The following is a 26137-nucleotide window of genomic DNA, read 5'->3' as shown; positions in this document are numbered from 1 at the left end:
GGTAAAAGGAAGGAAATCAGGCCTTGAATTCGGCCCCTTTCTGGATTTTGTAGAACCTGATGCAGTATTCTACAAACGAGTAGAAAAGGGTGGCAGCGGAGAGATACATAAAGAACTCCTTGACCGGCCACTGCCGAAAAACAGGAAGAGGCCAGACCATCGAGATGAACATCATCGAGACGAATCCCACCGCCCACTTGCCGGGCCAGAGCGAAGTGGTGAGCACGTTGTGCCGGTGACGAATCCAGGCCGCGCCGAGGAAAATCACCAGGTCACGAAGCACAACGAACGCCACGAACCATACCGGCAACTCCCCTTTCCAGAGATAGTAGAGAGCGACGCTGGCCAGACAAAGCTTGTCGGCCAGGGGGTCGAGAATCTTGCCCATATCGGAGACCTCGTTGGTCCACCGGGCCGTCTGGCCGTCGAACCAGTCGGAAAGCAGCGCGACCACCATAATGATGAGGGCGATTTGCGTCTGGCCCGCGTCGAGATAGTAGATGAACCAGGGAATCAAGAGAATCCTCAGGAAACTCAGCGAATTGGGGAGATTGAAAATATGTCCCTTCACAACGGTTCTTGTTTGGTTCCGGAAAAGAGACCCGAAGGTCATCCTGAGGTTCGTTTGACGAAACAGACGCCGAAGTCCAAAGAAACTCCGGCGACACTCGTTGATAAAAAGTCAGGCCACCAGCTCGGGATGCTCGTTCACGAAGGCAGCCCATCCCTTGCCTCGCCCTTTTCCGCTCTTGCCGATCTGCGCGCCGAGCGAGGATGCGCTTCTTGCGAGATCGCAATACGCTACGCCAAGCGCGTCGGTGACGTCAAGCGGCTTCAGGTCGCTGCCGAGATCGAGCATTTTCGACAGCATCGCCGCCACCTGCTCCTTGCGCGCCGAGCCGGTTCCGGTGACCGCGAGTTTGATCTCGCGCGGCGCATATTCACGCACCGGCAAACCATGCCTCATCGCCGTGGCAAGCACCGCCCCTCTGACCTGGCCGAGAATCAGCGCGCTTCTGACGTTGCGCCCAACGAAGGCCGTTTCAAGAGCGACGCACTCGGGCTTCAGCTGCGCAATCACCTCGTCGATACCGGTGCAAAGCTGGCCGATCCGCTCGTGCAGCGTATCCGAAGCACGAGGGCGGACAAGGCCGCATCCGAGCACGCGATAGCCCGCCGCCTCGCCGGCGATGACGCCATAGCCGGTTTTGCGGCTGCCCGGATCGATGCCCAGCACAATCATGGGTTACTCATCTTCAAGTGCACTCATGACGCTTTCACTCATGTCCATGTTGCTGTACACCGCCTGGGTGTCGTCGCTGTTTTCGAGTGCGTCGATCAGCTTGAGCGCCTTCCGGGCGTCCTCAACATCGAGCTCGACGTAGTTGTCCGGAATCATGTCCATCTTGGCATTCTCGAATGGAATGCCCGCATCTTCGAGCGCCTTCTTGACCGGCTCCAGATCCTTTACGTCGGTCAGCACGGTGTAGTACTGCTCGTCGTCGCTCTCCAGCTCTTCGAGTCCAGCGTCGAGCAACAGCTCCATCAGGTCATCCTCGGAGATGGCCGACCTGGGCACTTCGATGGAACCCTTGCGCTTGAACATCCAGCCGACGCTGCCGTTCTCGCCGAGCGACCCGCCGTTGCGGCTCATCAGGTGGCGAATGTCGGCCACGGTACGGTTGCGGTTATCGGTCGCGGTCTCGATGATGATCGCAATGCCGCCCGGGCCGTAGCCTTCGTAGGTGATCTCTTCGTAGGTCGCGCCTTCGAGTTCGCCCGTACCTTTCTTGATGGCGCGCTGGATATTGTCCATCGGCATCGAGTTGGCCCGCGCCGTATCGATGGCGAGCCTCAGCCGCGGGTTGCCCGTCGGGTCGCCGCCACCCATTTTGGCCGCAATGGTGATCTCCTTGACAAGCTTGGTGAACAGGTTTCCTCTCTTCTGATCGGTGGCGGCCTTTTTACGCTTGATGGTCGCCCATTTACTGTGTCCTGACATAGGTTACAACCTGATTATTGGATAAGTCGGATATGACGCGTTTATGAAAAGATTTATTTTACTTTAAGAAAAGCAAATTCTGCGGGGTATGAATAAAAGTGCCTCTGAAAATTGCCACAGCTTCCGACAGTTGCCGGACCGGGTCGGCAAAATCTCAAAGGCGCCCTTAAATTAATTACAAGAACGAAGAATGACAAACTGGTTGATCGCTTATCAGGGAGAACCCGGAGCGTACAGTGAAATTGCTGCGCTACGCTTCGGCGAGCCGCTGCCTTGCGAAAGCTTTGACGACGTCTTCACGGCGGTCACGGAACAGAAAGCCGACTACGCGGTGATTCCCATCGAAAACTCCCTCGGTGGCAGTATCCACCAGAACTACGACCTCCTGCTCCACCGCCCGGTAGTGATTCTCGCCGAAACCTTCGTGAAGGTTGAGCACTGCCTGCTCGGCCTGCCTGGCAGTTCGGTGGAAAACGCAACCAAAGCCATGTCGCACCCGCAAGCACTGGCGCAGTGCCACAACTTTTTCGCCACGCACCCGAACATCAGGGCCGAGGCGGCCTACGACACGGCGGGGAGCGCCAAGATGGTGGCTGAAAGCGACAACAAATCGACGCTCGCCATTGCATCGAAGCGGGCAGGCGAACTGTACGGACTCGACATTCTCCGCGAGAATCTCGCCGACGAGGAGTGGAACATCACCCGCTTCTTCTGCATCGCACGGGAAAACAATCCCGACATTTCGCACCTCAGAGTCCGGCCTGACACGGCACGCCAGAAAACCTCGATTGTCTTCGCGCTGCCCAACGAACAGGGTTCGCTCTTCAGGGCGCTGGCCACCTTTGCACTCAGGGGCATCGACCTGACCAAGATCGAATCGCGCCCGTCGCGGAAAAAGGCGTTCGAGTACCTCTTCTATGCCGATTTCATCGGCCACAGGGAAGACGAGAACGTCCACAACGCCCTCGAAAACCTCCGCGAGTTCGCGACGATGGTCAAGGTGCTCGGCAGCTACGGGGTGGTGAATCCATGACGAGCGAAAACCAGATCGGCCTGTTTGACGCTCCAGTATCAGCGCCGAAGCCGACGGCAACACCGCAAAAAAGTCCGGCAGATGCAGAGAAAACCAAACCGGGACTTTTCCTGCTTGACGGCATGGCGCTGGTTTATCGCGCCTTCTACGCCTTGCAGCAGGCTCGGATGAGCACCCGTGATGGCGTGCCAACCGGCGCAGTATTCGGCTTCGCCACCAGCCTGCTCAGGATCATCGAGGAGTACCGACCGGACTACCTTGCGGTGGCGTTCGACAGCCCGGAGAAGACCTTCCGCCACGAAAAGTACGAGGCCTACAAGGCCAACCGCCCCGCCCCGCCGGACGACCTCATCAGCCAGCTCGGCAACATCCGGGAGCTGATCCGGGCATGCGGCATTCCGCTGGTCATCATGCCCGGCTTCGAGGCGGACGACCTGATCGGCACAGCAGCAAGGAAATTCGAGAAGACCTGTCAGGTTTACATCGTCACGCCGGACAAGGATATGTCACAGCTCGTGCATGACGGCGTGCGCTTGCTCAAGCCCGGCAAGAAGCAGAACGAATTCGAACTGGTCGGTAGCGCCGAGGTGAAGGCACAGTTCGGCGCGCCGCCGGAGCAGTTCATCGACCTTCTGACGCTCACCGGCGACACCTCTGACAACATTCCCGGCGCAAAGGGTATCGGCCCCAAAACCGCCTCCAACCTGCTCGAAAAGTACGGCTCGCTTGAAGGCATCTACGCCAACATCGGCGCACTCACACCAAAGACTCGCCAGAGCCTCGAAGCTTTTCGGGAGATAATGCCGCTGGTGAAGGAGCTGGTGACGATCCGCACTGATCTCGACCTGCCACTCACCCTCGAAGCGCTGCACACCGGCAAGCCTGATCCCGAAGCGCTTTTCGCGCTTCTCGCGAAACTGGAGCTGAAGAGCATCGCCGCTCGGCTGCCCGCCGTGTTGCAGATCGAAGCTCCGGCCGCCTCGTCTTCCGAAAACGCACCGGCAGTGGCAGACTTTGACGACCCCGGCGATCCGCAACTGATCCCGGCAGGCGAAGGCTCCGAATATCAACTGATCGACAGCGAGGAGGCGTTTGACAAGCTCCTGAGGCTGCTCGAAAAAAACTCCGAAGGTTTCGCGGTCGATACTGAAACCACAAGCCTCGACACCTTCGAGGCGGAGCTGGCGGGCATCTCCTTTTCGGTCAAACCCGGTGAAGCCTTCTTCGTCTATTTCGGTACACCGGGTCTCAACGCCAAAACGACCGTCGCCAGACTGAAACCGCTTCTTGAAAATCCCCAGATTCCCAAAACAGGCCAGAATCTGAAGTATGACATCCTCGTGCTGAAGAACTATGGCGTGGAACTGGCACCAGTCGGGTTCGACACCATGCTCGCCAGTTACGTACTCGATCCGGAGGCACGGCACAACCTCGATGATCTGGCCGCGATGCACCTCGGACGCCAGACAGTCAAATACAACGAGCTGTTCGGCACGGGCAAGCAAACCATCAGCATCTTCGAGGTCGAGCCGCAGAAGCTCTCGGACTACGCCTGCCAGGACGCCGACATAGCGCTCAAGCTCCGGCACGCCCTCGAAGAGCAGCTCGAAGCGACGCCGGAGCTGCTTGAAGTCTGCCGCCAGCTCGAATTTCCGCTAGTCAGCGTGCTGGCCGACATGGAGCATGAGGGAGTTGCGATCGACACGGCGCACCTCGCACAGCTCGCTGTCAAGGTCAATGAGGATTTGATCGGACTGACCGAACGAATTTACGAGGCGGCGGGAGAGACCTTCAATATCGACTCGCCGAAACAGCTCGGCCACATTCTGTTCGACGTGCTGAAGCTGCCCACAAAAAAAGCGACCAAGACCGGCTACTCCACCAACGTGCAGGTGCTCGAAGAGCTGGCAATGCTGCACCCGGTCGCCTCAGACCTGCTCGAATACCGCAGCCTGCAGAAGCTCAAAGGCACCTACATCGAAGCGCTGCCAAAGATGATCAACCCGCTGACAGGTAAGGTGCACACCTCGTTCAACCAGTCGATCACGGCCACCGGACGCCTCTCCTCGTCAAACCCGAATTTGCAGAACATCCCGATCCGCACGGAGCTGGGCAAGGAGATTCGCCGCGCCTTCATCCCGTCCAATCCCGACAATCTGCTGCTCTCGGCGGACTACTCGCAGATCGAGCTGCGTATCGCGGCGGAGCTTTCGGGCGACGCGATGCTCATTGAGGCATTCCGCAACCACGAGGACATCCACGCAGCCACGGCCCGTGTCATCTTCGATACGAAAGAGGTGACGCCCGACATGCGGCGCAAGGCCAAGGAGGTCAACTTCGGCGTGCTCTACGGCATTCAGCCCTTTGGTCTCTCCCGACGCCTCGGCATTCCACAGAAAGAGGCCAAAGAGATCATCGACACCTACATGGCGAAATATCCCGGCATGTTCTCGTCGCTCCAGACCATCATCGAGGAGGCGAAGAAAAAAGGCTACGTCACCACGCTCATGGGCCGCCGCCGCTACGTGCCCGACCTGAACAGCGCAAACAGCAACATCCGCAAGGCCGCCGAGCGCGTCACGATGAACACGCCGATCCAGGGTACGGCGGCGGACATCATCAAGTTCGCCATGTGCTCGATCAGCCGGGAACTGAAAAAAGGGAAATTCCGCTCGGCGATGCTGCTGCAGGTACACGACGAACTGCTCTTCGAGACGCCGCCGGATGAAGAGGCACGGCTCAGGGAAATGGTCGAGCGAAACATGATCGAAGCCGCCTCGAAATGCGGGGTGAAGAACGTTCCTGTGGAGGTGGATACCGGCTCCGGAAAAAACTGGCTGGAGGCCCATTAGCCGTTGATTATTCAAAAAATCTTTTTTTATATTTCGTGAGCTTAATCAGAACCACGCTGTTATTTTGGAGTCAATGTCCCAATGCCTTTTAAGACAAAGGGTTATGGCTTCCCCGATAACCATGTGAGTAGTGAATCCGAAACGGCTAACTTTGGAACATGAGCGTCTGAGTGAGCTCTGTTCAGACTGAGTTCTCCCGATGTCGCTCTCTTCCGATCATCATCTGATACGGCATAACGAGCGATCATACGGAGAAACAAGCATCGACAACAGCCGTAAAACACGAAAGTCTTTTTCCCATCCCAGAATCAACCATTTACCGTCAGTATGTACTGGAATCTCGATCTTGCCCGATATATTGCCGATGCTCCCTGGCCGGTCACCAAAGATGAACTGATCGATTACGCCAACAGAACGGGCGCACCGCAGCAGGTGATCGAAAACCTCGAAGACCTTCCCGACAGCGACGAGCTGTACGAAACACTTGAAGAGATCTGGCCTGACTACCCCACTGATGAAGATTTCGGTTACAGCGACGAAGAACCTCTAAACTGAGGAGAACGGAGCGCGATGTTTTTTTTTGAGGATGATCTCCCGCCGTCTTCGAGCGGGAATGATAGTCTGCCTACTCCTCGCTCTCTCCATACCGGGAGTACTAAGGGCTGAAGAAAGCTCGTCCTCCACAAACGGCAAACCTGCGGTGTTCCCGGAGGTTAAAAGCATCAAAATCACCGGCAACAAAGCCCTGACGACCGAAGAGATCAGGGACGTCATGTCCACCTCAACGCGCAACTCACTCTTTGGCACCGGACTTTTTGCAGGTGCGCGAAGCCCATTCATCGCCGAAGATTTCGAGAAAGACATCAACCTCATCCGCAAGCTTTACACCTTCAAGGGCTACTTCTTCGCCGATGTCGAATCCACCGTCAAGCGCGGCAAGAACGGCGATGCGAGCATCGTCATTCGGATCAAAGAGAACCAGCCGTCCCTTATCGATTCGCTCAGCTACGCGGGTCTGGACTCGGTATCTACAAATATTCGATCGAGTTACCTCAGAAGGAGCCGCCTGAAGCCCGGGCAGATTTTCTCCGTCGAGAACCTGATAGAGGAACGGGATCGAACCCTCGATTTTTTCCGGGATCACGGTTATACCTTTTTTCATCCCGACAGCATCAGGATCACAGTCGATACCCTTGGCCTTCATGCCGGAGTACGGCTCAACATCAGCCTCCCCAGACGCTACGCCTACGGACCGGTAAAGGTATTCGTCCACGATCCCCTGAAAAAAGACAATCCGGCAACCGCGAAAACATTCGAGAGGGAAAACGTTTCGGTCACCATTTACGGCCACCAGAAATTCGCGCCGAAAGTATTTTCGTCGGCCATTGCCTGGAAGCAGGGGGCACTGACCCGTCAGTCACTCGAACAGAGGACGCTTGAAAATTTCGGATCGACCAATCTTTTCTCATCCATCTCGATGCAAAAGGATTCCACAAGCTCCGGAGCCATCCCCATAACCATCGATCTCGATCCAAGCCCCAAGCACCAGATTGAACCGAAGCTCCTGGTTGACAATCGCTATGGCTCCCTCTTTGTCGGCGGAGCGCTTTCCTATGAGAACAGAAACCTGTTCGGCGCTGGCCAGCGGCTCAAACTCTCAACCAACTACGGCACACAGACATCGTCGGACACCAACGTACTTTCCAGCCTCAGCTCTGACCAGTACGACAAAATCATCCCCTATGAATTCAATATCAAGGCGGATCTGACAATTCCGAGGCTCGGCAAACAGGACTCGTACTACAGCGGAACCGTCGAACACGCGCAATCGAAACTGCCGGTGCTGCTCGATAGCAAGAAGGAGATCATCCGGGCGACCTACAGCACGCGGCCAACCAGAGTTTCTAAACTCGATGTCGACTTCTTTGAGCTCGAAGTTGCCCGCAAGGACTCTTTGCGCGGTTTCCAGCAACTGTTCAAAAACGATCTGGCTGAAAACATCGGCATTGATCCCGCCAATCCGGTAGCGGTAAAAAGAGGCCTCGACAGCCTGCTCCAGACACGGCTGAACCAGACATTCAGGCTTCGTTACAGCTGGTCGAGCCGGGACAAAACCACACGCAGCAAAAATTCGCCCCTATGGAACGCCTCGGTGATGGCTGAGGATTCGGGTAGCCTGTTGTGGCTGATCGACAAGTACGTTGACAAAAAATCGTACACTGGCTTCACCGAATCGGATGCCCAGATTTTCGGCACGCCATACAACCAGTACCTGAAGCTCGATACACAAGTGGCCGTCACCAGGAATCTCTCGCCTGACCGGCAGGTGGCGGCCAGACTCGCCCTCGGCTGGATGAGTCCGTACGGCAAGGCCAATACAACGCCGGAAGATCACCGTTTTTACGCGGGCGGGTCGAACAGTATGCGCGGCTGGGTGTTTGGGACGCTTGGCCCCGGAAGCTGTTCGAACGCGGCTATTTCGAATTTCGGCGCGGACATCAAGGCTGAACTCGGCCTCGAATACCGGATGCAGCTTTTCAAGGTTTTCGGGCAGGAGTCAGGCGTTACCCTGTTCACCGACGTGGGCAACATCTGGGATAGAACCGGCTCCTATGCATTCTCTCTCCAGTCGCTAACGAGGGACTTCGCCTGGGACTGGGGCGCGGGGCTGCGCATCGGCTCACCGATCGGCCCGTTCAGATTCGACTTTGCCTGGAAACTTCACGATCCCGCAAATCCAGATCCCTGGCGGCTTTCACAGACGAAGCTGACCGACTTCACCTTCAATTTCGGAATCGGAGAAACGTTTTAACCGAATTTTATTCACGCTTAACACTTTGAATCTATGCCCGGAAAAACCACGCTTCTGGCTCCATCCATTTTGTCAGCAGATTTCACGAACCTGAAAGCCTCCGTCGAACTGGCTGAAAAGGCTGGCGCAGACTGGATGCACTGCGATGTGATGGACGGCGTTTTCGTGCCCAACATCACCTTCGGCCCCTTCATCGTGCAGGCGATCAAAAAGTGCACCAGCATGGTGATCGATACTCACCTGATGATCATCGACCCCGACAAGTATATCGAAGATTTCGCCAAGGCCGGTTCCGACCAGATTACTGTGCACCTCGAAGCCTGTCCGCACCTGCACCGCACGATCCAGTTCATCAAAAGTCTTGGAGTGAAGGCTGGCGTCTCGATCAACCCCGCAACTCCGGTGTCGCTGCTTGAACCGGTACTTGCCGATCTCGATCTCGTGCTCCTGATGTCGGTCAACCCCGGCTTCGGCGGACAGAAGTTCATTCCCGGCGCGATCAAAAAGATCATGCAGCTCGACGCCATGCGCATGGAGATGAATCCGGAGATGGTGATCGCCGTCGATGGAGGCGTAACTGAAGAGAATTGCACAATGGTGGTTGAAGCTGGAGCCGACGCGCTGATCGCAGGCACCGCCTTCTTCCGCGCTCCCGATCCGGTAGCCGCAGCGAAGAAATTGAAAGGGCTGGAGTAAGAAAAGAAAAAGACTTATAGGTCTCACAGGGCCTATAAGTCTTCTATGTAAAAAAGAAGATTTCTGGAAGTTATCTGTCCACCACTACCCCTGCCCCCACGAGAACCGCCTTAACTCCTCGCTTACCAGCAGGCCTTCGCCGATAAGAACGGCGTCAAAACCAGCTCCTTGCATCAGCTCTATGTCCGCACGGCGTTTCAGGCCGCTTTCGGCGACAGAAAGCACGCCTTCCGGATAGTCCCGCTTCAGGTTGACCGAAGTCATGAGATCGACGGTGAAATCGCGCAGATCGCGGTTGTTGACGCCGACAATCGAGGAACCCTGCTCAATGGCGATGTCGAGTTCGCGGCGGTCGTGCACTTCGACCAGCGCATCCAGGCCAAGCTCAGCAAAAAGCTGGAGGTAGTCACGGAGTTGCGACGGTTCGAGCGCCGCCGCGATGAGAAGCGCCGCGTCCGCACCCATGAGGCGGGTTTCGTAAATCTGGCTCTCGTCGATGATGAACTCCTTGCGGAGCACAGGAATGGAAAACTTTTGCGTGATGGCCTTCAGGTAGTCAGGCGATCCCTGGAAGTAGGGGCGGTCAGTCAGCACGGAGAAGGCCGACGCGCCGATTTCCGCGTAGCGCGCGGCAATGTCGAGCGGTCGGAAATCCTCAACCAGCACACCGCGCGATGGCGACGCTTTCTTGACCTCTGCAATCAGGTTGATACCACCATCACGGCTCGCGATGGCAGAGCGAAAATCGCGCGTAGCCGGAAGATCGCGGCACGCCTCACGATAGCGGCGCTCCGGCTCCTCTTTTTTCAGTTCGGCGACCTCTCCGGCCTTGGTTTCGAGAATCCGGGTAAGATAGGTCATGCCTCGCTTTCAGCTGCCATCTGACGAAGCTCGTCCTCGAACTCAACGATCTGGCGAATGTTGTCGAGGAACCACGGATCGATGCCGGTGGACTGCTGCACCTCTTCGACGGTCGCACCAGCCTGGAAGGCATAGCGGAGATAAAACATCCGGTCAGCCTTGGGAATCTTGATCTTTTCAAGCAGATCCTCTTTGGCGAACTTGCGCTGCTGCTGGGTCATGTCGATGACATTCATGATGTCCTTGCCGTCGCAGCCAAGTCCGGCCCGACCGATTTCGAGACCGCGGAGTGACTTCTGGAGCGCCTCGCGGAAGTTGCGTCCAAAGGCCATCACCTCACCGACCGACTTCATCTGCACGCCGAGACGCGCATCAACATTCTTGAACTTCTCGAAATCCCAGCGAGGCACCTTCACCACGGTGTAGTCAATCGAAGGCTCGAAGCTTGCGGGCGTCGTCTTGGTGATGTCGTTGGTAATCTCGTCGAGCGTGTAGCCTACCGCAAGCTTGGCGGCTACCTTGGCAATCGGGAAACCGGTCGCCTTCGAGGCAAGCGCGGAGCTTCTCGACACACGAGGATTCATCTCGATGACCACGATGCGGCCATTCTTCGGATTAATCGCGAACTGGATATTGCTGCCACCGGTCTCGACGCCGATTTCGCGGATGATCTTGATCGATGCGTCGCGCAGCTCCTGGTACTGACGGTCGGTGAGGGTCTGGGCCGGGGCGACCGTGATACTGTCGCCTGTGTGCACGCCCATCGGATCGACGTTCTCGATGGAGCAGACGATGATGACGTTGTCGGCCAGATCGCGGATCACCTCAAGCTCATACTCCTTCCAGCCGATCAGGCTCTCTTCGACCAGCACCTCGCCAATCGGGCTCTCGGCCAGGCCGCGCCGCACCACGTCGTAGTAGTCGGCCTTGGTTTCAGCGAAACCGCCACCCGTGCCGCCGAGGGTAAACGAAGGACGGATGACAATCGGCAGACCGATCTCTTCGAGCGCCTCTTTGGCCTCCTTTTCGTTGCGCACGAAAAAGCCCTTGGCCATTTCGAGGCCGAGCTTTTTCATCGCATCGCTGAAGAACTCGCGGTTCTCAGCCTTGCGGATGGCGCGGAACTTCGCGCCGATCAGCTCGACGCCGTGGCGTTCGAGCACGCCCGATTCGGCGAGCTTCACCGCCGTGTTCAGCGCGGTCTGACCACCCATGGTCGGAAGCAGCGCATCCGGCTTCTCCTTTTCGATGATCTTGGTGACATAGTAGGGTGTGATCGGCTCGATGTAGGTGGCGTCGGCCAGCTCGATATCGGTCATAATCGTCGCAGGATTGCTGTTGACAAGAATGACCCGGTAACCATCCTCCTTGAGCGCCCGGCACGCCTGGGTGCCCGAATAATCAAACTCACACGCCTGCCCGATAACAATCGGTCCAGCTCCAATCACCAGAATAGACTTGATGTCCTCGCGTTTTGGCACTACTCTTCCGCTTTTAAATCTTGAGATAAACTGTCAGTTGCGCAATGTACAAAATTTTCAACTCTTCTTTCAGAGAGCGACGTGGACTTGATGGACGAAGTGGGCAAACATGAGTTCACTCTTTCGTTCATAATTCTCTTAAGCCATTACCTTGATCTGCTCCTGATGAAACCCGCCGGAGTCACGGCGGAGCCAGGAGGTGACCTCTCTTGGCACGCCGCCGTAGAGAGAGATGATCAGCATTGAGTGACCCGGGCTGGCGAAGTCGATGTCGTTTCTGGATGGCACAGCGGTCGAGTTGATGTGCGAGTGGTACGAGCCGACCACCACCAGCCCAAGACCGCTGGCCTCGCGCTCAACGTCGATGAATTCATTGTAGGAGATTTCAAAGCCGTTCTCCTTTCCGTAATAGAGCGCGTTGCGGCACGGAGCGACTTCGAGCACGATGTTGTCGATGTTTCCGCGATGATCAACAACCTTCCTGCCCACGAGCAGGCCGCAGCACTCGTAGGGCAGATCCCTGATGGCGTGCTCCTGGATGATCTCAAACTTGCGACGAGGTAATTTCATGTACAGCCCACTACAAAAATGTCCCGAATGATTCAGAGCGCCTTAGCGCCAATGTCACGGCGACAGTACGCCCCCTCGAATTCGATGGTGTCCACCGCCCCATAGGCCCGATCGAGCGCCTCTTTCAGCGACCCGGCGCAGGCAGTCACCGAAAGCACGCGGCCACCGGAGGTCACGAGCGCATCGCCATCGCGACGCGTTCCGGCATGGAAAACGAGCACGCCATCCATATCGTTCACCGCCGGATCGATGGTGATCGGCTTACCGGTTTCGTATGCATCGGGATAGCCCGCTGAGGCCATGACGACCGTCGCGGCGGCTCCCGCCTGCATCTCGAACGGCACGGCTTCGAGACCGCTCTCGACGCTCGCGAGCAGGGCGTCGAAGAGGTCGCTCTTCAGCATCGGCAGCACCACCTGCGTTTCGGGATCACCGAGCCGCGCGTTGTACTCGACCACCGACGGTACGCCGTTGTCGATCATGAGCCCGACATAGAGAAAACCGGTATAGGCGTATCCGTCGGCCTTCATCCCAGCGAGCGTCGGGCGGATAATCAGCTCCTCGACCCGCGCCATCACCTCCGGCGTCACCAGCGGAGCCGGTGCGTAAGCGCCCATGCCGCCGGTGTTCTTGCCGGTGTTGCCCTCGCCGATACGCTTGTGATCCTGCGCGGAGAGGAAAAGCCGGTAGTTTTCCCCGTCGGTCAGGGCGAACACGCTCGCCTCCTGGCCGGTGAGGAACTGTTCGATCACCACCTCGTCAGCGGCATCGCCAAAGATGCGCGACTCGAAAAATTCGTGGATCGCCTCAAGAGCCTCCTCGCGACTCATCGCAACCACCACGCCCTTGCCCGCGCAGAGGCCGCTGGCCTTGATCACCTGCGGGAACGAACCGCACGCTTCGAGGAACGCTTTCGCGGACGCATGGTCGCGGAACACTTCGTATGCGGCGGTCGGAATGCCGTGGCGCTTCATGAACTCCTTGGCGAACACCTTGCTCGTTTCGAGACGCGCCGCCTCGGCGGTCGGGCCAACCACCTTCAGTCCTGCCTCGCGGAACCGGTTGACGATACCCGCTTCGAGCGGCTGCTCCGGACCAACCACCGTCAGGCCAATCGACTCTGTCGCAACGAGATCGAGCAGGGCATCGATATCGGCCGCCTTCGTCGGCACATTGCGCACCTTGCCGCCCATCGTGGCCGTGCCGCCGTTGCCGGGAGCCACGAAAACAGTTGAAACCTTGCTGCTGCGCGCGACGGCCCAGGCCATGGCATGTTCCCTGGCGCCGCTTCCGATAATCAGAACCTTCATGTTTGCGTAAAACGATAGCCGCAAATCACACTGTGGTTTGTCGGCGTGGATTGTTAAATTGCATCCGGCTGAGCGGGGCCGTTAAACTGCATTATATAATGCATCAACGATCAAAAAAACAATAAAAAAATCCGCGCCGAACACCTCGCCTCCATTTCCCGATACACCCTTGACCCACTGCATGGCTTTCGTGAAAGACATCCTCCTGAAGAGCGCCACCCGCCTGCTCCCTCACGTTCTCAAACTGCTCTTCACGACGCTGAAGATCGAGATCGACGGAGAGAAGTTGCCGGATGACCCGCGCGGCGTGATGTTCGCCTTCTGGCACGGCAAGATGATCGCCGGATGGCTGCTGGCGCAGCGGCTCTTTCCCGACCGCGAGATTTCCGCCGTCGTCAGCCTCTCCGGCGACGGGCAGATTCTTTCGGACGCGCTCGACCGGCTCGACTTCCAGTTGATTCGCGGATCGAGTTCGCGGGGCAAGGAGGTGGTGCGCCGCAACATCGGCGTAGCCCTGAGCAAAAGCGGCGTGGTAGCCGTCACACCCGATGGCCCGCGCGGGCCACATCACCGCTTCAAATACGGCACGCTCCGGCTCGCTGCGCAACACCACACACCGCTGGTGTTCGCGGAGATTCGTTACGGCAACGCGCGAAGCCTCAAAGGCTGGGACAAATTTGAAATCCCACTGCCCTTCAGCCGCGTCAGGGTCACGCTTCGCGTCGTGCAGACGCCGGAGTTCCCGACCGAAGAGGCGTTCCGCGCCTGGGCCGACAAGCTTTCCGCCGGATTCGACGATGAGTAGTGCAACCCTCCTGCGCCCCGCCGCCGCCCTCTACGGCATGGTGATGAGCCTGCGCAACCGGCTCTACGACCGGGGCATTTTTAAAAGCTGGCGCTCGCCGATTCCGGTGGTTTCGGTCGGCAACATCACCACCGGCGGCACGGGCAAGACGCCGCTCGTGGACTGGATCGTCAAGTTTTATGCGGCTTCGGGAATCGCGACGGCCATCGTCTCGCGAGGTTACGGACGCCGAACAAAGGGGGTGCAGCTCGTCTCTGACGGACGCCACATCCTGCTCGGCAGCCGCGACGCAGGCGACGAAACCGCGATGCTCGCCGCGCGAAATCCCGGCGCGATCGTCGTCGTCGCGGAAAATCGCGCCGAAGGGGTGCAATTTTTGATGCGCCAGTTCGCCGGACGCCTGCCCGGCGTGATCGTGCTCGACGACGCCTTCCAGCACCGCAAAATCGCGCGAGACCTCGACATCGTGGTGGTCAACGCCAGCGCCCCGCAGGAGCTGGACGCGATGCTCCCCGCCGGACGCCTCCGCGAACCGCTGCGAGGCCTCGACCGCGCCGACCTCGTCATCCTTGGCAAAATCACCGACGAAACCCAGGCGAACAAGCTGCTCGCCCGGCTCAAACAATTCGGCAAACCGGTACTCCGCTCGCGCATCAAACCGGGACCGTTAATAAAGGTGGATGGAACGCAAAGCGGCGCAATCGAGCACGGGAAGAAAGCGCTCGCCTTCGCCGGAATCGGCGCTCCGGCAGGATTTCTGCACAGCCTCGAAGCAGCGGGAGTGAAGGTCACGGCAACAAAGTTTTTCCGAGACCACAAACCTTATACGGAAACGGCAATCCGCTCGATTATCGGCGAAGCGAAGCGGCAAAGCCTCGTACCGGTCACAACGGAGAAAGACTGGTTCCGCATCGAGGATGAGCCGGAGCTTGCCGAATTGCTCGCGGAGGCTGGATGCTGCTATCTCCCTATCGAACAAGAATTTATCGACAGCACTGCGGAGCTAGAGAGACGGCTCATGGGGGTAGTAAAGCGATAAATCGAAAATCTTCCGTAGGGGCGAACCTGCGTGTTCGCTCTTCCCTGATGAAATCAACAAAAGGGCAGACACACAGGTCTGCCCCTACAATTCACGCATGTACGATAGTTGATTTCGATCTCGACGGAAAAAAGGAATCGGTCAATCCTCCTTGACGATCTTTGAAATCGCCTTGAACGTCTCCCCTTCGGCGACGCGGAGGAGTTCGAAAATGGCCATCTCGGTGCTGGTGAGCATGGCTCCGGCGCGTTCGATGCAGCGAATGCCGAGTGCGCGATTCTCCTCGTTTCGCGACGAAACGCCATCGGTGACCAGGTGGACGTTGTAGCCGAATTCGAGCAGCTCGACGCAGGTCTGGTAAACGCACACATGGGTCTCCATGCCGGCCACAAGAATGTCGTTGCGGTCAAGCGTACGCAGGCGCTTCATGAAGTCGTCATTGCCGCAGCAACTGAACGAAAGTTTCTCGAACGGCGTTTCCTCTCCGATCAGCGAGCCGAGAGCATCGACCGTCTGGCCAAGTCCTTTCGGATACTGCTCGGTATGAACGACCGGCACCCCGAGAAGCTTGCACGCCCGGATCAGCTTGCTTGTGTTTTTTATGACGCGATCTGACTGAAAAACAGCGGGCGCGAGTTTTTCCTGAATATCGATGACGAGCAGAAGAGCTTCTTTCGGGGTAATCATAGGGCTCGGTGTCATAAAAGGTTAACTTTGGTCTGAGAGAAAATTTCCTACAATTTTGAAGATTCTGAAGATAGAGCAATTTGACCGATTGTCAATAAGGACAACTGCATGGAAAGACCACTCGATACATCAAAGCGCTTTGGCGCGCGGGGCGAATATCTGGTTGTCATCCAGATAGTGCTTGCGGCGCTCTACATATTCATCCCCGCTTGGCCTGATCTCCGAAACGGCGATCTTTACCAGCGACTCACGCTTTTGCGCTGGTGCGTTCTCGCCATCGGAATAATTGTCGGTGCGATTCTGGGTATCGGCGGCTCGCTCACCATTCACCGTTACCTCACCCCGCTTCCGTACCCGGTCGATCACAGCAAACTGGTCGATACCGGCGTGTACGCCTGGGTGCGCCACCCGCTCTACAGCGCCCAGCTCTTCGCCGCCGCCGGATGGGCGGTGTTTTCACTGAGCCTCTCGCACCTGCTTGTGACAGCGCTGGGTCTCGCATTTTTCAACTACAAAGCCTCGAAAGAGGAAGCCTGGCTCACCGAGCGCCACCCCGAGTACCGCGACTACGCCGCAAAAGTTGGCAAGTTCGCCCCAGGCTTGGGGCGGTTGAAAAAGTAGGGCTATTTTCCCCAGATCGGTCGGGATCGGTCGAATCATTTTTCACGCTCTTTCACGCACCGCACCGACAGCCCCAAACCTCGCGCGACGCTGACCCGCTGAAGCTTTCGGCTGCCTTCGCTGATTTCGCGGTTCCAGGCGTCGAACTCGCTGGAGGGCGTGGCCGTCCAGAAGAAGGCGCTGCTGCCTTTGCCGAAGAAGATGCCGAAGCAGTTGCGGCTTCCGGTGAAAGTGGTCTCGAAACCCCGCCCATCCGTCGCCGCTTCAAGTTTGCACCAATCGTCGTCGGACGGCACGCGCCAGCCTGCCGGAGCGAGGCCGCGCGGGTCGGCGACGACGAACCAGTTATAGAGACGTCCGCCATTCGGTTCGTTGCCGTAGTCGCACCACGCCCCTTCCTGCTTCGAGATCGCGTCGTTCCACTCCTCAACGCTCTTCGCGTGACGAATCGGATCACCGTTGCGGTAGCGGTCGGTGACGAGGTTTTCAGCCATCCAGACCTGCTCGCCGATGATGATGCTCCGTATGCTCTTGTCCCGCTTTGCGCAGCCGGTCACCAGCAGCAACAGAACGACGACCAGCAAAAACGGATTTCTACGTTGGAGCACCGCGAAAAAGTTTTTGTTCATCAAGTCTCGGCCACAAATGTTCAAAAAGCGCCTATTCCAAAAGCGTCGCCTTTTTTATACCATACCATGAAAAGCTCATCCTCCCAAACATAAATCCGGAACAGCATGAAAAAGATCGGAGTCATACTTTCGGGATGCGGCGTCTATGACGGATCGGAAATCCACGAGGCGGTGCTCACGCTTTTGTCGCTCGACAAAGCCCAGGCCGAAGCGGTCTGCTTCGCGCCCGACATTCCGCAACGCCATGTCGTCAATCATCTTACGGGCGAGGTTTCGGAAAACGAAACCCGGAACGTGCTGGTCGAATCGGCCCGTATCGCTCGCGGTTCCATCCGGAATCTGCGTGACATCGACACCATGATCCTCGATGGCCTCATCATTCCAGGCGGCTACGGCGCGGCCAAGAATCTGAGCGATTACGCCGTCGCCGGAGCGAAGTGCGAAGTGCTTCCCGAGGTCGCCGACGCGGTCATGCGGTTCCGTAAAAGCGGAAAACCGGTCGGATTCCTCTGCATCGCGCCGGTCATTGCGGCAAAGCTGTTTGGCCCGGAAGGCATTGAAGTGACCATCGGCAGCGACCCGCAGACAGCGGCGGACATCGCGGCGATGGGCGCGAAACATGTCGCAGCTCCGGTTGAGGAGATCGTCGTCAGCCCCGGCTCGAAGATCGTCACCACCCCGGCCTACATGCTCGGCCCCGGCATCAGCGACATCGCCAAAGGCATCGACAAACTGGTAGCCAAAGTGCTCGAACTGGCGTGACGCCGTTCACTCCGGCTCGTAGGGAACACCGACCTCTTTCGGAGGCGCGGATTTGCCGACGAAACCGGCAAGCACCAGCAGGGTAATGAAATATGGCAGTGACTGCACGAGCTGCGAGGGAAGCCAACCCGACGGAAACCAGATCGACATCGCTTCGGTCACGGCAAAAAGCAGGCTGGCAAGCGCCGCGCCGACGGGCGACCACTTGCCGATGATCATCGCGGCCAGCGCGATGTATCCACGCCCGGCGGACATGTTATCCGTAAAGCTGTGCTGCTGAAAAACAAGGAACGCGCCGCCCAGTGCGGCCAGTGCACCAGAGATCAGCACGCCGGAGTAGCGCAGGCGGCGCACGCTGAGGCCCGCCGTCTCGACCGCCGCGGCGCTCTCGCCCGCCGCGCGAAGCCGCAGGCCGTAGGGCGTTCGGAAGAGCGCGAAGTGGCTGACCGCGACTGTGAGCACGGCGATGAGAAGGAGCGGATCGAAAAGCGGCGTCGAGACCTCCATTCCGGCAATCCGCGCCGAGTTCATCGCGCTGCCGAAAATGAGGCCGAGCGCGAAGCGGGTTGCGCCCATGACGAGAATGTTGATGGCGATGCCGCTGACGATCTGGTCGGCGCGGAGCGTCACGGTCACGAAAGCGTGCAGAAGCGCAATCATGAGGCCGAGCGCAAGCGAGAGCGCCACGCCCGCCCAGACCGAGCCGGTCAGGTGCTGGCCGAGCATCGCGCCGAACGCGCCCGCGAGAATCAGCCCTTCGAGGGCGAGATTGATCACGCCCCCCGTTCCGAAAAAACCGCCCCGACCGAAGCGAACAGGTAGGGCAGCGAAATCCTCAGCACCTGAAGGATAAAAATGGCTGCTACACTTTCCATAAAACTGATGAGTTGAACGCTTTTCCGGTTTTTTCAGAATGGTTTTTCTGTTAAATTTACGATCTCGAAAAAGTAGATATTTGCTCGCTTTTTTGCAGCATCGGTCAGCTTTTTAGGGAGATTTTGTCAGGTCAACCAATCACAAGTCTAACATGCCGAATTCTAACGCTAACGAAGAATCCGCCGTAGCCAAGAAGTACATCTACAGTTTTGCTGGCGGCTCAGCGGAAGGGGATGCCTCCATGAAAAACCTGCTCGGGGGCAAAGGCGCCAACCTGGCGGAAATGGCCAACATCGGCTTGCCCGTCCCTCCAGGATTCACCCTTTCGACAGAGGTCTGCACTTACTACTACGATCATCAGAAAACCTACCCCGCGAACCTCTTCGAAACCGACATTCCAGCCGCTCTCAAGAAAGTTGAAGATTACCTCGGCAAAAAATTCGGCGCCCCCAAAAACCCGCTGCTCGTCTCTGTTCGCTCCGGCGCTCGCGCCTCGATGCCTGGCATGATGGACACGATCCTCAACCTCGGCCTCAACGATATGACCGTCGAGGGCCTGGCCCGCAAATCGGGCAATCCCCGATTCGCCTGGGACTGCTACCGTCGCTTCGTATCGATGTACGGCGACGTTGTGCTTGACCTCAAACCGGCTGACAAAAAGCAGATCGATCCTTTCGAAGAGATTCTCGAACAGAAAAAGCACGAGCTTGGCATTCACCTCGATACGGAGCTTGGTGTCGATGACCTCAAAGACCTCGTGGCCCGCTACAAAAAAGCGATCCTCGAAAAGACCGGCAAAACCTTCCCCGAAAATCCTGAAGAGCAGCTTCGTGGCGCTATCGGCGCGGTGTTCAACAGCTGGAACAACGAGCGCGCCATCGTCTATCGCAAGCTGAACCACATCCCCGGCTGGTGGGGCACCGCCTGCAACGTGCAGGCGATGGTCTTCGGCAACATGGGCGAAGATTGCGGCACCGGCGTAGCCTTCACCCGCGACGCAGCGACTGGCGACAACATCTTCTACGGCGAGTTCCTCATGAACGCCCAGGGTGAGGATGTGGTGGCCGGAACCCGCACGCCGCTGAAAATCGAGCAGCTCGCGCAGGAAAAGCCCGCCATTTACAACCAGCTCGAGGAGATTCGTTCAATCCTCGAAAAGCACTACCGCGACATGATGGATATCGAGTTCACCATCGAGAACGACAAGCTCTTCATGTTGCAGTGCCGCGTCGGCAAGCGCACCGGTTTTGCTGCCATCAAGATCGCTGTTGACATGTACAACGAGGGTCTGATCGACGAGAAAGAGGTGCTGCGCCGTATCGAACCCGAGCAGCTCAACCAGCTTCTCCGCCCGGTTTTCGACCTCAAGGAAAAGAAAGCCGCCATCGACAGCGGACGCCTGCTCACCACCGGTCTCAATGCCGGCCCCGGCGCTGCCTGCGGTCGAATCTACTTCAACGCCGACGACGCCATCGAAGCCACCGCACGCGGTGAAAAGGTGATCCTCGTCAGGATCGAGACCTCGCCGGAAGATATCAAAGGCATGGACGCCGCTGAAGGCATCCTCACCGAGCGCGGCGGCATGACCTCACACGCGGCTCTCGTCGCCCGCCAGATGGGCAAGGTGTGCGTGGCCGGTTGCGGCGCGCTTCGCATCGACTACAAGGCTGGCGAAATGCGCGTCAATGGCAGCGACATCGTCCTGAAAGAGGGCGACTATCTCTCCATCGACGGCAGCACCGGCGAAGTGATCGCAGGCGAAGTCAAGACCAAGAACTCCGAAATTCTCGAAGTGCTGATCGACAAGACGCTCGCTCCCGAGGACGCGCCGACCTTCCAGATTTACGACCAGCTCATGAAGTGGGCCGACAAGTACCGCAAGCTCAACATCCGTACCAACGCTGACCAGCCCGACCAGGCCGAGATCGCCGTTACCTTCGGCGCGGAGGGCATCGGTCTCTGCCGTACCGAGCACATGTTCTTCGGCGGCAACCGCATCGACGCCATGCGCGAGATGATTCTCGCCGACGACATCGCCGGGCGCAAAGTCGCGCTCGACAAGCTGCTTCCCTACCAGCGCGACGACTTCTACGGCCTCTTCAAGGCGATGGGCGCACGCCCGGTGACCGTCCGCCTGCTCGATCCGCCGCTCCACGAGTTCCTGCCGCACACCGACGCCGAGATCGACGACCTCGCCACCAAGATTGGCAAGTCGAGCACCGAGATCAAGGCCCGCATCGAGAGCCTGCACGAGTTCAACCCGATGCTCGGTCTACGCGGCTGCCGCCTCGGCATTCTCCATCCGGAGATCATCGTCATGCAGGTGCGCGCCATCATCGAGGCCGCCTGCCGCATCAAGCAGGAAAGCCAAGAGATCGTACCGGAGATCATGGTTCCGCTGGTCAGCACCGTAAAAGAGCTTGAAATCACCAGCGAAGTGATTCACAAAACCGCCCGCAGCGTCATCGCAGAACAGGGCGTTGGCGTGAAGTACCTGGTCGGTACCATGATCGAAGTGCCTCGTGCGGCGATCACTTCGGATCAGATCGCACAGGCCGCCGACTTTTTCAGCTACGGCACCAACGACCTGACCCAGATGGGCCTTGGCATGAGCCGCGACGACTCCGGCCAGTTCCTGCCGATCTACCAGCAGCAGGAGATCTTCGCCCGCAACCCGTTCGAGAGCATCGACATCGACGGCGTCGGACGACTGCTCAGCATCTCGGCCAAAGAGGGCCGCTCGGTCAAGCCAGACCTCAAGCTCGGCATCTGCGGCGAGCACGGCGGCGACCCGGCCACGGTCGAGTTCTGCCACAAAACCGGCCTGAACTACGTCTCATGCAGCCCGTTCCGCGTACCGATTGCCCGCCTGGCGGCAGCCCGCGCGGCACTGCTCTGATCGAAGAACAGCAAGGACAAGAAAAAGGCGGCTTCCGACGAGCCGCCTTTTTTATTGACGACTTCTCCAGTGAGTCAGCACATCGCAAAAAAGCGATTTCAACAGCGACCGCCGTCGTCGTAAAGCAAAGAAAAGATTAGCTTGAAAAAAGATAGCGGAATGGTTTAGCGCGTCATCCCCCTGAAGAAGAAAGCAAACGCATCTTTACCTTCAGGGGGAAGCAGGTTCTGGAATCCATGCAGTACCAGTTCGCACAGATGCTCTGCACCAGCAGCAGCTACCGGCGCAAGATGAAGCGCATCAATCGGCGTACTTGTTGGAGGTAACCCCGAGCACTTCATAAAGTGGGCAATAGCCGATGATTGCCGTCGCCAGGGGAATCAGTCCGACGATTCCGACAAGGTTCTGAAAAACGACACCATAAACGAGCATGGCCACGCCCAGGATAGCACGAACGGCACGATCTTTTTGCCCCATATTTTTCTTCATGGTTGCTCCGGAAAGGTTAATGATCGGTATTGTAGATTTCGGCAGAACACACTGAAAAACCCGCTAGCACCTCGTCAAATCAAAGGAGATAACTATTCAGCATGTCCGCAGGTAACTGCTTTCATTACAGACAGTTTATAAAATATACAAAAAGATCGGTCAACGCCAGCGCCCTGCTGCCCACGCCTTGGTTCATCAGAGAGAGAGAGAGAGAGAGAGTCACCGGAATATAGCCACTCATTATGGCACGAAACATCGCGCTTTTTCTGAAAAGCCAAAACTTGATTTCAATTCTCTATCACCCGGGATTCAGCTTCAGCCCGATCCAAAAAGGCGCACATTGAGAAACAAAGGGTCTAATGGCCCAACGCCTCACGGGGTTCATGACTGGGCATCAATCTCCGTTTTCGAAGAGACGATCAGTTCAATGTATCAGGCCTTGGAGCTCTCTTCCTTGGGCTTGAAAAACATACAGCCGCCCTCAGCGACAACATCCTTGCCGAAGCAAGTGCCGACGGACGGATTCGAGGGATTGACGGTAAAGCTCTGGCACTCCTGGCACTGCTTGCCGGGTTCTGCCTTCTGTTTGTACATGATCTCCATGTTCGTAATGCAATTTATCAGTTCAAAAATGGTTGATCCGTCTCATAACGGACGGTTGGAATATATGCTTCCCAATGAATTTTCACAGCTATTGTAACACACCTGAAACCTTTATCACAACCGGAACCGTTTGAACCGGGAAAGCTGTTTTCTGAGTTGATGTTTCGGAGAACATTGATAGATTGAAAAACAGACATTTTCAGAGGTTCACCACAAGACAGCGAATGGATTTCAGCCACATCAGCATACGAGGCGCACGGGTTCACAATCTCAAAAACATCTCGCTCGACATCCCCCACAACAAGCTGGTCGTTATTACCGGCATTTCGGGATCGGGCAAGTCGAGTCTGGCATTCGACACGATCTACGCCGAGGGGCAGCGGCGCTTCATGGAGACGCTCTCGCCCTACGCCCGGCAGTTCATCGGCAACATCGAGCGGCCCGATGTCGATTTCATCGAGGGGCTGTCACCGGTGATTTCGATTGACCAGAAGAGCACCAGCCGTTCGCCACGTTCGACGGTCGGCACCGTGACCGAAATCCACGATTTCGTGCGACTGCTGTACGCGAAGGCGGGGCGGCGCTACGATCCGGTGACGGGGCAGATGCTCCAGAAGCAAAGCGAGGAGAGCATCTGCGAGGCAATCATGGCACTACCGGAGGGCACGAAGCTCCAGATTCTCTCACCGCTGGTGACGGGGCGAAAAGGCCACTACCGCGAGCTGTTCGACCGGCTCGTCAAAAAGGGGTTTCTGCGGGCGCGTATCGACGGCAAGTACGTGGAGCTGGCCGCGGGAATGCAGCTCGAACGCTACAAAAGCCACAACATCGAGCTGGTGGTTGACCGGCTGGTGGCGGGGCCGGGTATCGGCGAGCGGCTCAAAAAATCGGTCAATCTCGCCATTTCGATGTCGGAGTACAAGTCGTCGGTGATCTGCGACACGGACGATCCCGAGCGTGGTGAGCTGTACTTCAGCACGCAGTACGCCTACTCGGACGGCACCGTGCCGGTGGACGTGCTCGCGCCGAACCAGTTCAGCTTCAACTCCCCCTACGGCGCGTGCCCCGAGTGCAACGGCCTCGGCGACATCATGCAGCTCTCGGCGGAGCTGATGGTACCCGACATGACGCGCTCGCTCGAAGAAGGAGCTATCGAGCCGTTCGGCAAGCCGGGCAAGCGGAACCTCTGGCAGGTGATCCGCGCCATCGCCAAAAAGTACGGCTTCTCGCTCACGACGCCAGTGGCAGAAATTCCTGTCGAGGCGCTCGACATTTTGCTTTACGGCTCCGGCAGCAAGACCTTTGACGTAGGTTACAGCTACGCCGGAAAGGAGCATCTCTATCCGCAGACATTCCAGGGCGCAGTACCCTACGTCGAGGAGGTGCGGTTGAACGCCAACACGCCAAAGCTGCGCGAGTGGGCCGAGAGCTTCATGATCCGCCAGACCTGCCCGGTGTGCGGCGGCGCACGCCTCAAACAGGAGAGCCTGCACGTGAAAGTCGATGGCCTGAACATCGCCGAGGTTGAAGCGCTGCCGCTTCCCGAAGCGCTGGAGTTCTTTCGCACCCTGCCGCCAAAGCTCACCGCGAAGGAGCAGCTCGTCGCCGCGCCGGTGCTGCACGAAATCACCAAGCGCATCGACTTTTTGCTCAACGTCGGCCTCGGCTACCTCACGCTCGACCGCAGCTCGCAGACGCTCTCCGGCGGCGAAGCACAGCGCATCCGGCTCGCCTCGCAGCTCGGTTCGCAGCTCTCGGGCGTGCTCTACGTGCTCGACGAGCCAAGCATCGGCCTGCACCAGCGCGACAACCACAAGCTCATCGATTCGCTGCACCGCCTGCGCGACCTCGGCAACACGGTGCTCGTGGTCGAGCACGACAAGGACACGATGCTCCATGCCGACCAGATCATCGACCTCGGCCCCGGAGCAGGCGAGCACGGTGGCCTCGTGATGGCACAGGGCACCGCCTCGACGCTCGGCCCGGGCTCGGTCACAGCGGGCTACCTCAACGGCACGTTGTCGGTCTCGTTCCCGCCATCGGAGGACGGTCAGAAAAAAACGCAGCGCTACCTCAAGCTGAAAGGGTGTCGGGGCAACAACCTGAAAAACGTCGATGCCGAATTCCCGCTCGGCTCGCTCATCAGCGTCACCGGCGTGAGCGGCTCGGGCAAATCGACCCTCATCAACGAAACACTCTACCCGCTGCTCGCGCGTCACTTCTACCGCTCGAAGATGCTTGCCCTGCCGTGCGATGGCATCAGCGGCATCGAGCTGATCGACAAGGTGGTCAACGTCGATCAGTCGCCGATTGGCCGCACGCCGCGCTCCAACCCGGCCACCTATACCGGCGCGTTCACCTTCATCCGCGACTTCTTCACCCGCCTGCCAGAAGCGCAGATTCGCGGCTACAAGGCGGGGCGCTTCAGTTTTAACGTCAAGGGCGGACGCTGCGAAATGTGCCAAGGCGCTGGCACGATGAAAATCGAGATGAACTTCCTGCCGGACGTTTACGTGCAGTGCGAGCACTGCAAGGGCGAGCGCTACAACCGCGAAACCTTGCAGGTCAAGTACAAGGGAAAATCAATTGCCGACGTGCTGGAGATGCCCATCGAGGAGGCCGCCCTGTTTTTTGAGGATTTCCCGCGCATCCGCCGGATTCTCGATACGATGCAGAGCGTCGGACTCGGCTACCTGAAGCTCGGTCAACCCTCCCCGCTGCTCTCCGGCGGCGAAGCGCAACGCATCAAGCTCTCGGCAGAGCTGGCCAAAATCCAGACCGGCAAGACGCTCTACATCCTCGACGAACCCACCACCGGCCTGCACTTCCAGGACATCCAGCACCTGCTCGAAGTACTCCGCAAGCTGGTCGAAAAGGGCAACACGGTCATCGTCATCGAGCACAACCTCGACATCGTGCGCAACAGCGACTGGGTCATCGACCTCGGCCCCGAAGGTGGCAACGGCGGCGGCATGATTGTGGCTACCGGCACCCCGGAAGAGCTCGCCCGCCGGGCGGACACGCACACCGGCCACTACCTCAGGCTCGACGCGGGCGAGTTGCTGACGGGAACCGAGTAACCGAAGAAAACTCAACACGAGACCACCATG

General features: G+C 58.0%; 22 protein-coding genes and 1 pseudogene. 11 read left to right on the top strand and 12 right to left on the bottom strand.

The window, feature by feature from the left end; all coding sequences use genetic code 11:
• Nucleotides 1–16: 16 nt before the first annotated feature.
• The 3 genes from NY406_RS02215 to NY406_RS02205 form a co-directional block, all read right to left on the bottom strand.
• Nucleotides 17–571 carry a CDP-alcohol phosphatidyltransferase family protein gene (locus NY406_RS02215; protein ID WP_260535112.1) on the bottom strand — a complete coding sequence of 185 codons (555 nt, stop codon included), beginning with the start codon at nt 569–571 and terminating at the stop codon, nt 17–19.
• A gap of 111 nt (nt 572–682) precedes the next feature.
• Nucleotides 683–1243 (bottom strand): crossover junction endodeoxyribonuclease RuvC, encoded by a 561-nt coding sequence (ruvC, locus tag NY406_RS02210; protein ID WP_260535111.1) that lies wholly within the window; start codon nt 1241–1243, stop codon nt 683–685.
• A gap of 3 nt (nt 1244–1246) precedes the next feature.
• Nucleotides 1247–2002 carry a YebC/PmpR family DNA-binding transcriptional regulator gene (locus NY406_RS02205; RefSeq protein ID WP_260535109.1) on the bottom strand — a complete coding sequence of 252 codons (756 nt, stop codon included), beginning with the start codon at nt 2000–2002 and terminating at the stop codon, nt 1247–1249.
• Nucleotides 2003–2192: 190 nt separating this feature from the next.
• On the opposite strand from NY406_RS02205, the gene pheA reads away from it, so the two are divergent.
• The 5 genes from pheA (at nt 2193) to rpe (ending at nt 9395) form a co-directional block, all read left to right on the top strand.
• Nucleotides 2193–3035: a prephenate dehydratase gene (pheA, locus tag NY406_RS02200; protein ID WP_260535107.1), complete on the top strand. Its 843-nt coding sequence runs from the start codon at nt 2193–2195 to the stop codon at nt 3033–3035.
• The gene (gene polA / locus NY406_RS02195) at nt 3032–5887 is read left to right on the top strand and encodes a DNA polymerase I (RefSeq protein WP_260535105.1); all 2856 of its coding nucleotides are present in this window, start codon (nt 3032–3034) and stop codon (nt 5885–5887) included. Before pheA ends, polA begins: the two co-directional genes overlap by 4 nt.
• Before the next feature lie 327 nt (nt 5888–6214).
• Nucleotides 6215–6442 carry a DUF2795 domain-containing protein gene (locus NY406_RS02190; RefSeq protein WP_069808813.1) on the top strand — a complete coding sequence of 76 codons (228 nt, stop codon included), beginning with the start codon at nt 6215–6217 and terminating at the stop codon, nt 6440–6442.
• Nucleotides 6443–6587: 145 nt separating this feature from the next.
• Nucleotides 6588–8699 (top strand): sorting and assembly machinery component 50, encoded by a 2112-nt coding sequence (locus tag NY406_RS02185; protein WP_260535103.1) that lies wholly within the window; start codon nt 6588–6590, stop codon nt 8697–8699.
• Nucleotides 8700–8732: 33 nt separating this feature from the next.
• On the top strand, nt 8733–9395 hold the full coding sequence (gene rpe, locus NY406_RS02180) for a ribulose-phosphate 3-epimerase (protein WP_260535101.1): 663 nt from the start codon (nt 8733–8735) through the stop codon (nt 9393–9395).
• Nucleotides 9396–9479: 84 nt separating this feature from the next.
• Here rpe and trpC read toward each other — a convergent pair whose 3' ends face one another.
• The 4 genes from trpC to purD form a co-directional block, all read right to left on the bottom strand.
• Nucleotides 9480–10256, bottom strand: coding sequence for an indole-3-glycerol phosphate synthase TrpC (gene trpC, locus NY406_RS02175; protein WP_260535099.1), 777 nt, complete (start codon nt 10254–10256; stop codon nt 9480–9482).
• Nucleotides 10253–11737, bottom strand: coding sequence for a carbamoyl-phosphate synthase large subunit (gene carB / locus NY406_RS02170; protein ID WP_260535097.1), 1485 nt, complete (start codon nt 11735–11737; stop codon nt 10253–10255). The genes trpC and carB overlap by 4 nt, the downstream gene beginning before the upstream one ends.
• A 138-nt stretch (nt 11738–11875) precedes the next feature.
• The gene (locus tag NY406_RS02165) at nt 11876–12307 is read right to left on the bottom strand and encodes a M67 family metallopeptidase (RefSeq protein WP_260535095.1); all 432 of its coding nucleotides are present in this window, start codon (nt 12305–12307) and stop codon (nt 11876–11878) included.
• Between the two features lie 32 nt (nt 12308–12339).
• Nucleotides 12340–13617, bottom strand: a complete 1278-nt coding sequence (purD, locus tag NY406_RS02160) for a phosphoribosylamine--glycine ligase (RefSeq protein ID WP_260535094.1) — start codon at nt 13615–13617, stop codon at nt 12340–12342.
• A gap of 181 nt (nt 13618–13798) precedes the next feature.
• Here purD and NY406_RS02155 point away from each other — a divergent pair, with 181 nt between their 5' ends.
• Together NY406_RS02155 and lpxK are read left to right on the top strand one after the other, a co-directional pair.
• Nucleotides 13799–14422, top strand: coding sequence for a DUF374 domain-containing protein (locus NY406_RS02155; RefSeq protein ID WP_260535093.1), 624 nt, complete (start codon nt 13799–13801; stop codon nt 14420–14422).
• Nucleotides 14415–15461 carry a tetraacyldisaccharide 4'-kinase gene (lpxK, locus tag NY406_RS02150; protein ID WP_260535092.1) on the top strand — a complete coding sequence of 349 codons (1047 nt, stop codon included), beginning with the start codon at nt 14415–14417 and terminating at the stop codon, nt 15459–15461. Before NY406_RS02155 ends, lpxK begins: the two co-directional genes overlap by 8 nt.
• A 141-nt stretch (nt 15462–15602) precedes the next feature.
• Here the strand turns inward: lpxK and NY406_RS02145 are convergent, their stop codons facing one another.
• Entirely contained in the window at nt 15603–16148 is a 546-nt protein-coding gene (locus NY406_RS02145; RefSeq protein ID WP_260535091.1) for a hydrolase, read from the bottom strand.
• 108 nt (nt 16149–16256) lie between these two features.
• Between NY406_RS02145 and NY406_RS02140 the strand changes: the two genes are divergently transcribed.
• On the top strand, nt 16257–16769 hold the full coding sequence (locus NY406_RS02140; protein WP_260535090.1) for a methyltransferase family protein: 513 nt from the start codon (nt 16257–16259) through the stop codon (nt 16767–16769).
• A gap of 35 nt (nt 16770–16804) precedes the next feature.
• On the opposite strand, the gene NY406_RS02135 is transcribed toward NY406_RS02140, so the two are convergent.
• On the bottom strand, nt 16805–17377 hold the full coding sequence (locus NY406_RS02135) for a fibrobacter succinogenes major paralogous domain-containing protein (RefSeq protein ID WP_260535089.1): 573 nt from the start codon (nt 17375–17377) through the stop codon (nt 16805–16807).
• Nucleotides 17378–17503: 126 nt separating this feature from the next.
• Between NY406_RS02135 and elbB the strand changes: the two genes are divergently transcribed.
• Nucleotides 17504–18160, top strand: coding sequence for an isoprenoid biosynthesis glyoxalase ElbB (gene elbB / locus NY406_RS02130; RefSeq protein WP_260535088.1), 657 nt, complete (start codon nt 17504–17506; stop codon nt 18158–18160).
• 6 nt (nt 18161–18166) lie between these two features.
• Here elbB and NY406_RS02125 read toward each other — a convergent pair.
• Nucleotides 18167–19035, bottom strand: a pseudogene (locus tag NY406_RS02125) (ABC transporter permease).
• 152 nt (nt 19036–19187) lie between these two features.
• Here NY406_RS02125 and ppdK point away from each other — a divergent pair.
• Complete coding sequence (gene ppdK, locus NY406_RS02120) at nt 19188–21935, top strand: pyruvate, phosphate dikinase (RefSeq protein ID WP_260535087.1); 2748 nt, start codon at nt 19188–19190, stop codon at nt 21933–21935.
• A 300-nt stretch (nt 21936–22235) separates the two neighbouring features.
• On the opposite strand, the gene NY406_RS02115 is transcribed toward ppdK, so the two are convergent.
• Both NY406_RS02115 and NY406_RS02110 read right to left on the bottom strand, forming a co-directional pair.
• Nucleotides 22236–22424, bottom strand: coding sequence for a DUF2892 domain-containing protein (locus tag NY406_RS02115; protein WP_260535085.1), 189 nt, complete (start codon nt 22422–22424; stop codon nt 22236–22238).
• 432 nt (nt 22425–22856) lie between these two features.
• On the bottom strand, nt 22857–23018 hold the full coding sequence (locus tag NY406_RS02110) for a hypothetical protein (RefSeq protein ID WP_260535083.1): 162 nt from the start codon (nt 23016–23018) through the stop codon (nt 22857–22859).
• A 233-nt stretch (nt 23019–23251) separates the two neighbouring features.
• Between NY406_RS02110 and uvrA the strand changes: the two genes are divergently transcribed.
• Nucleotides 23252–26107: an excinuclease ABC subunit UvrA gene (gene uvrA / locus NY406_RS02105; protein ID WP_260535081.1), complete on the top strand. Its 2856-nt coding sequence runs from the start codon at nt 23252–23254 to the stop codon at nt 26105–26107.
• Nucleotides 26108–26137 lie beyond the last annotated feature (30 nt).

Origin of the sequence: Chlorobaculum sp. MV4-Y (genome assembly GCF_025244685.1) — a bacterium.
Classification (GTDB): Bacteria; Bacteroidota; Chlorobiia; order Chlorobiales; family Chlorobiaceae; genus Chlorobaculum.
The sequence above is the reverse complement of the archived record's forward strand: the minus strand, read 5'-3'. Positions and strand labels throughout refer to the sequence as shown.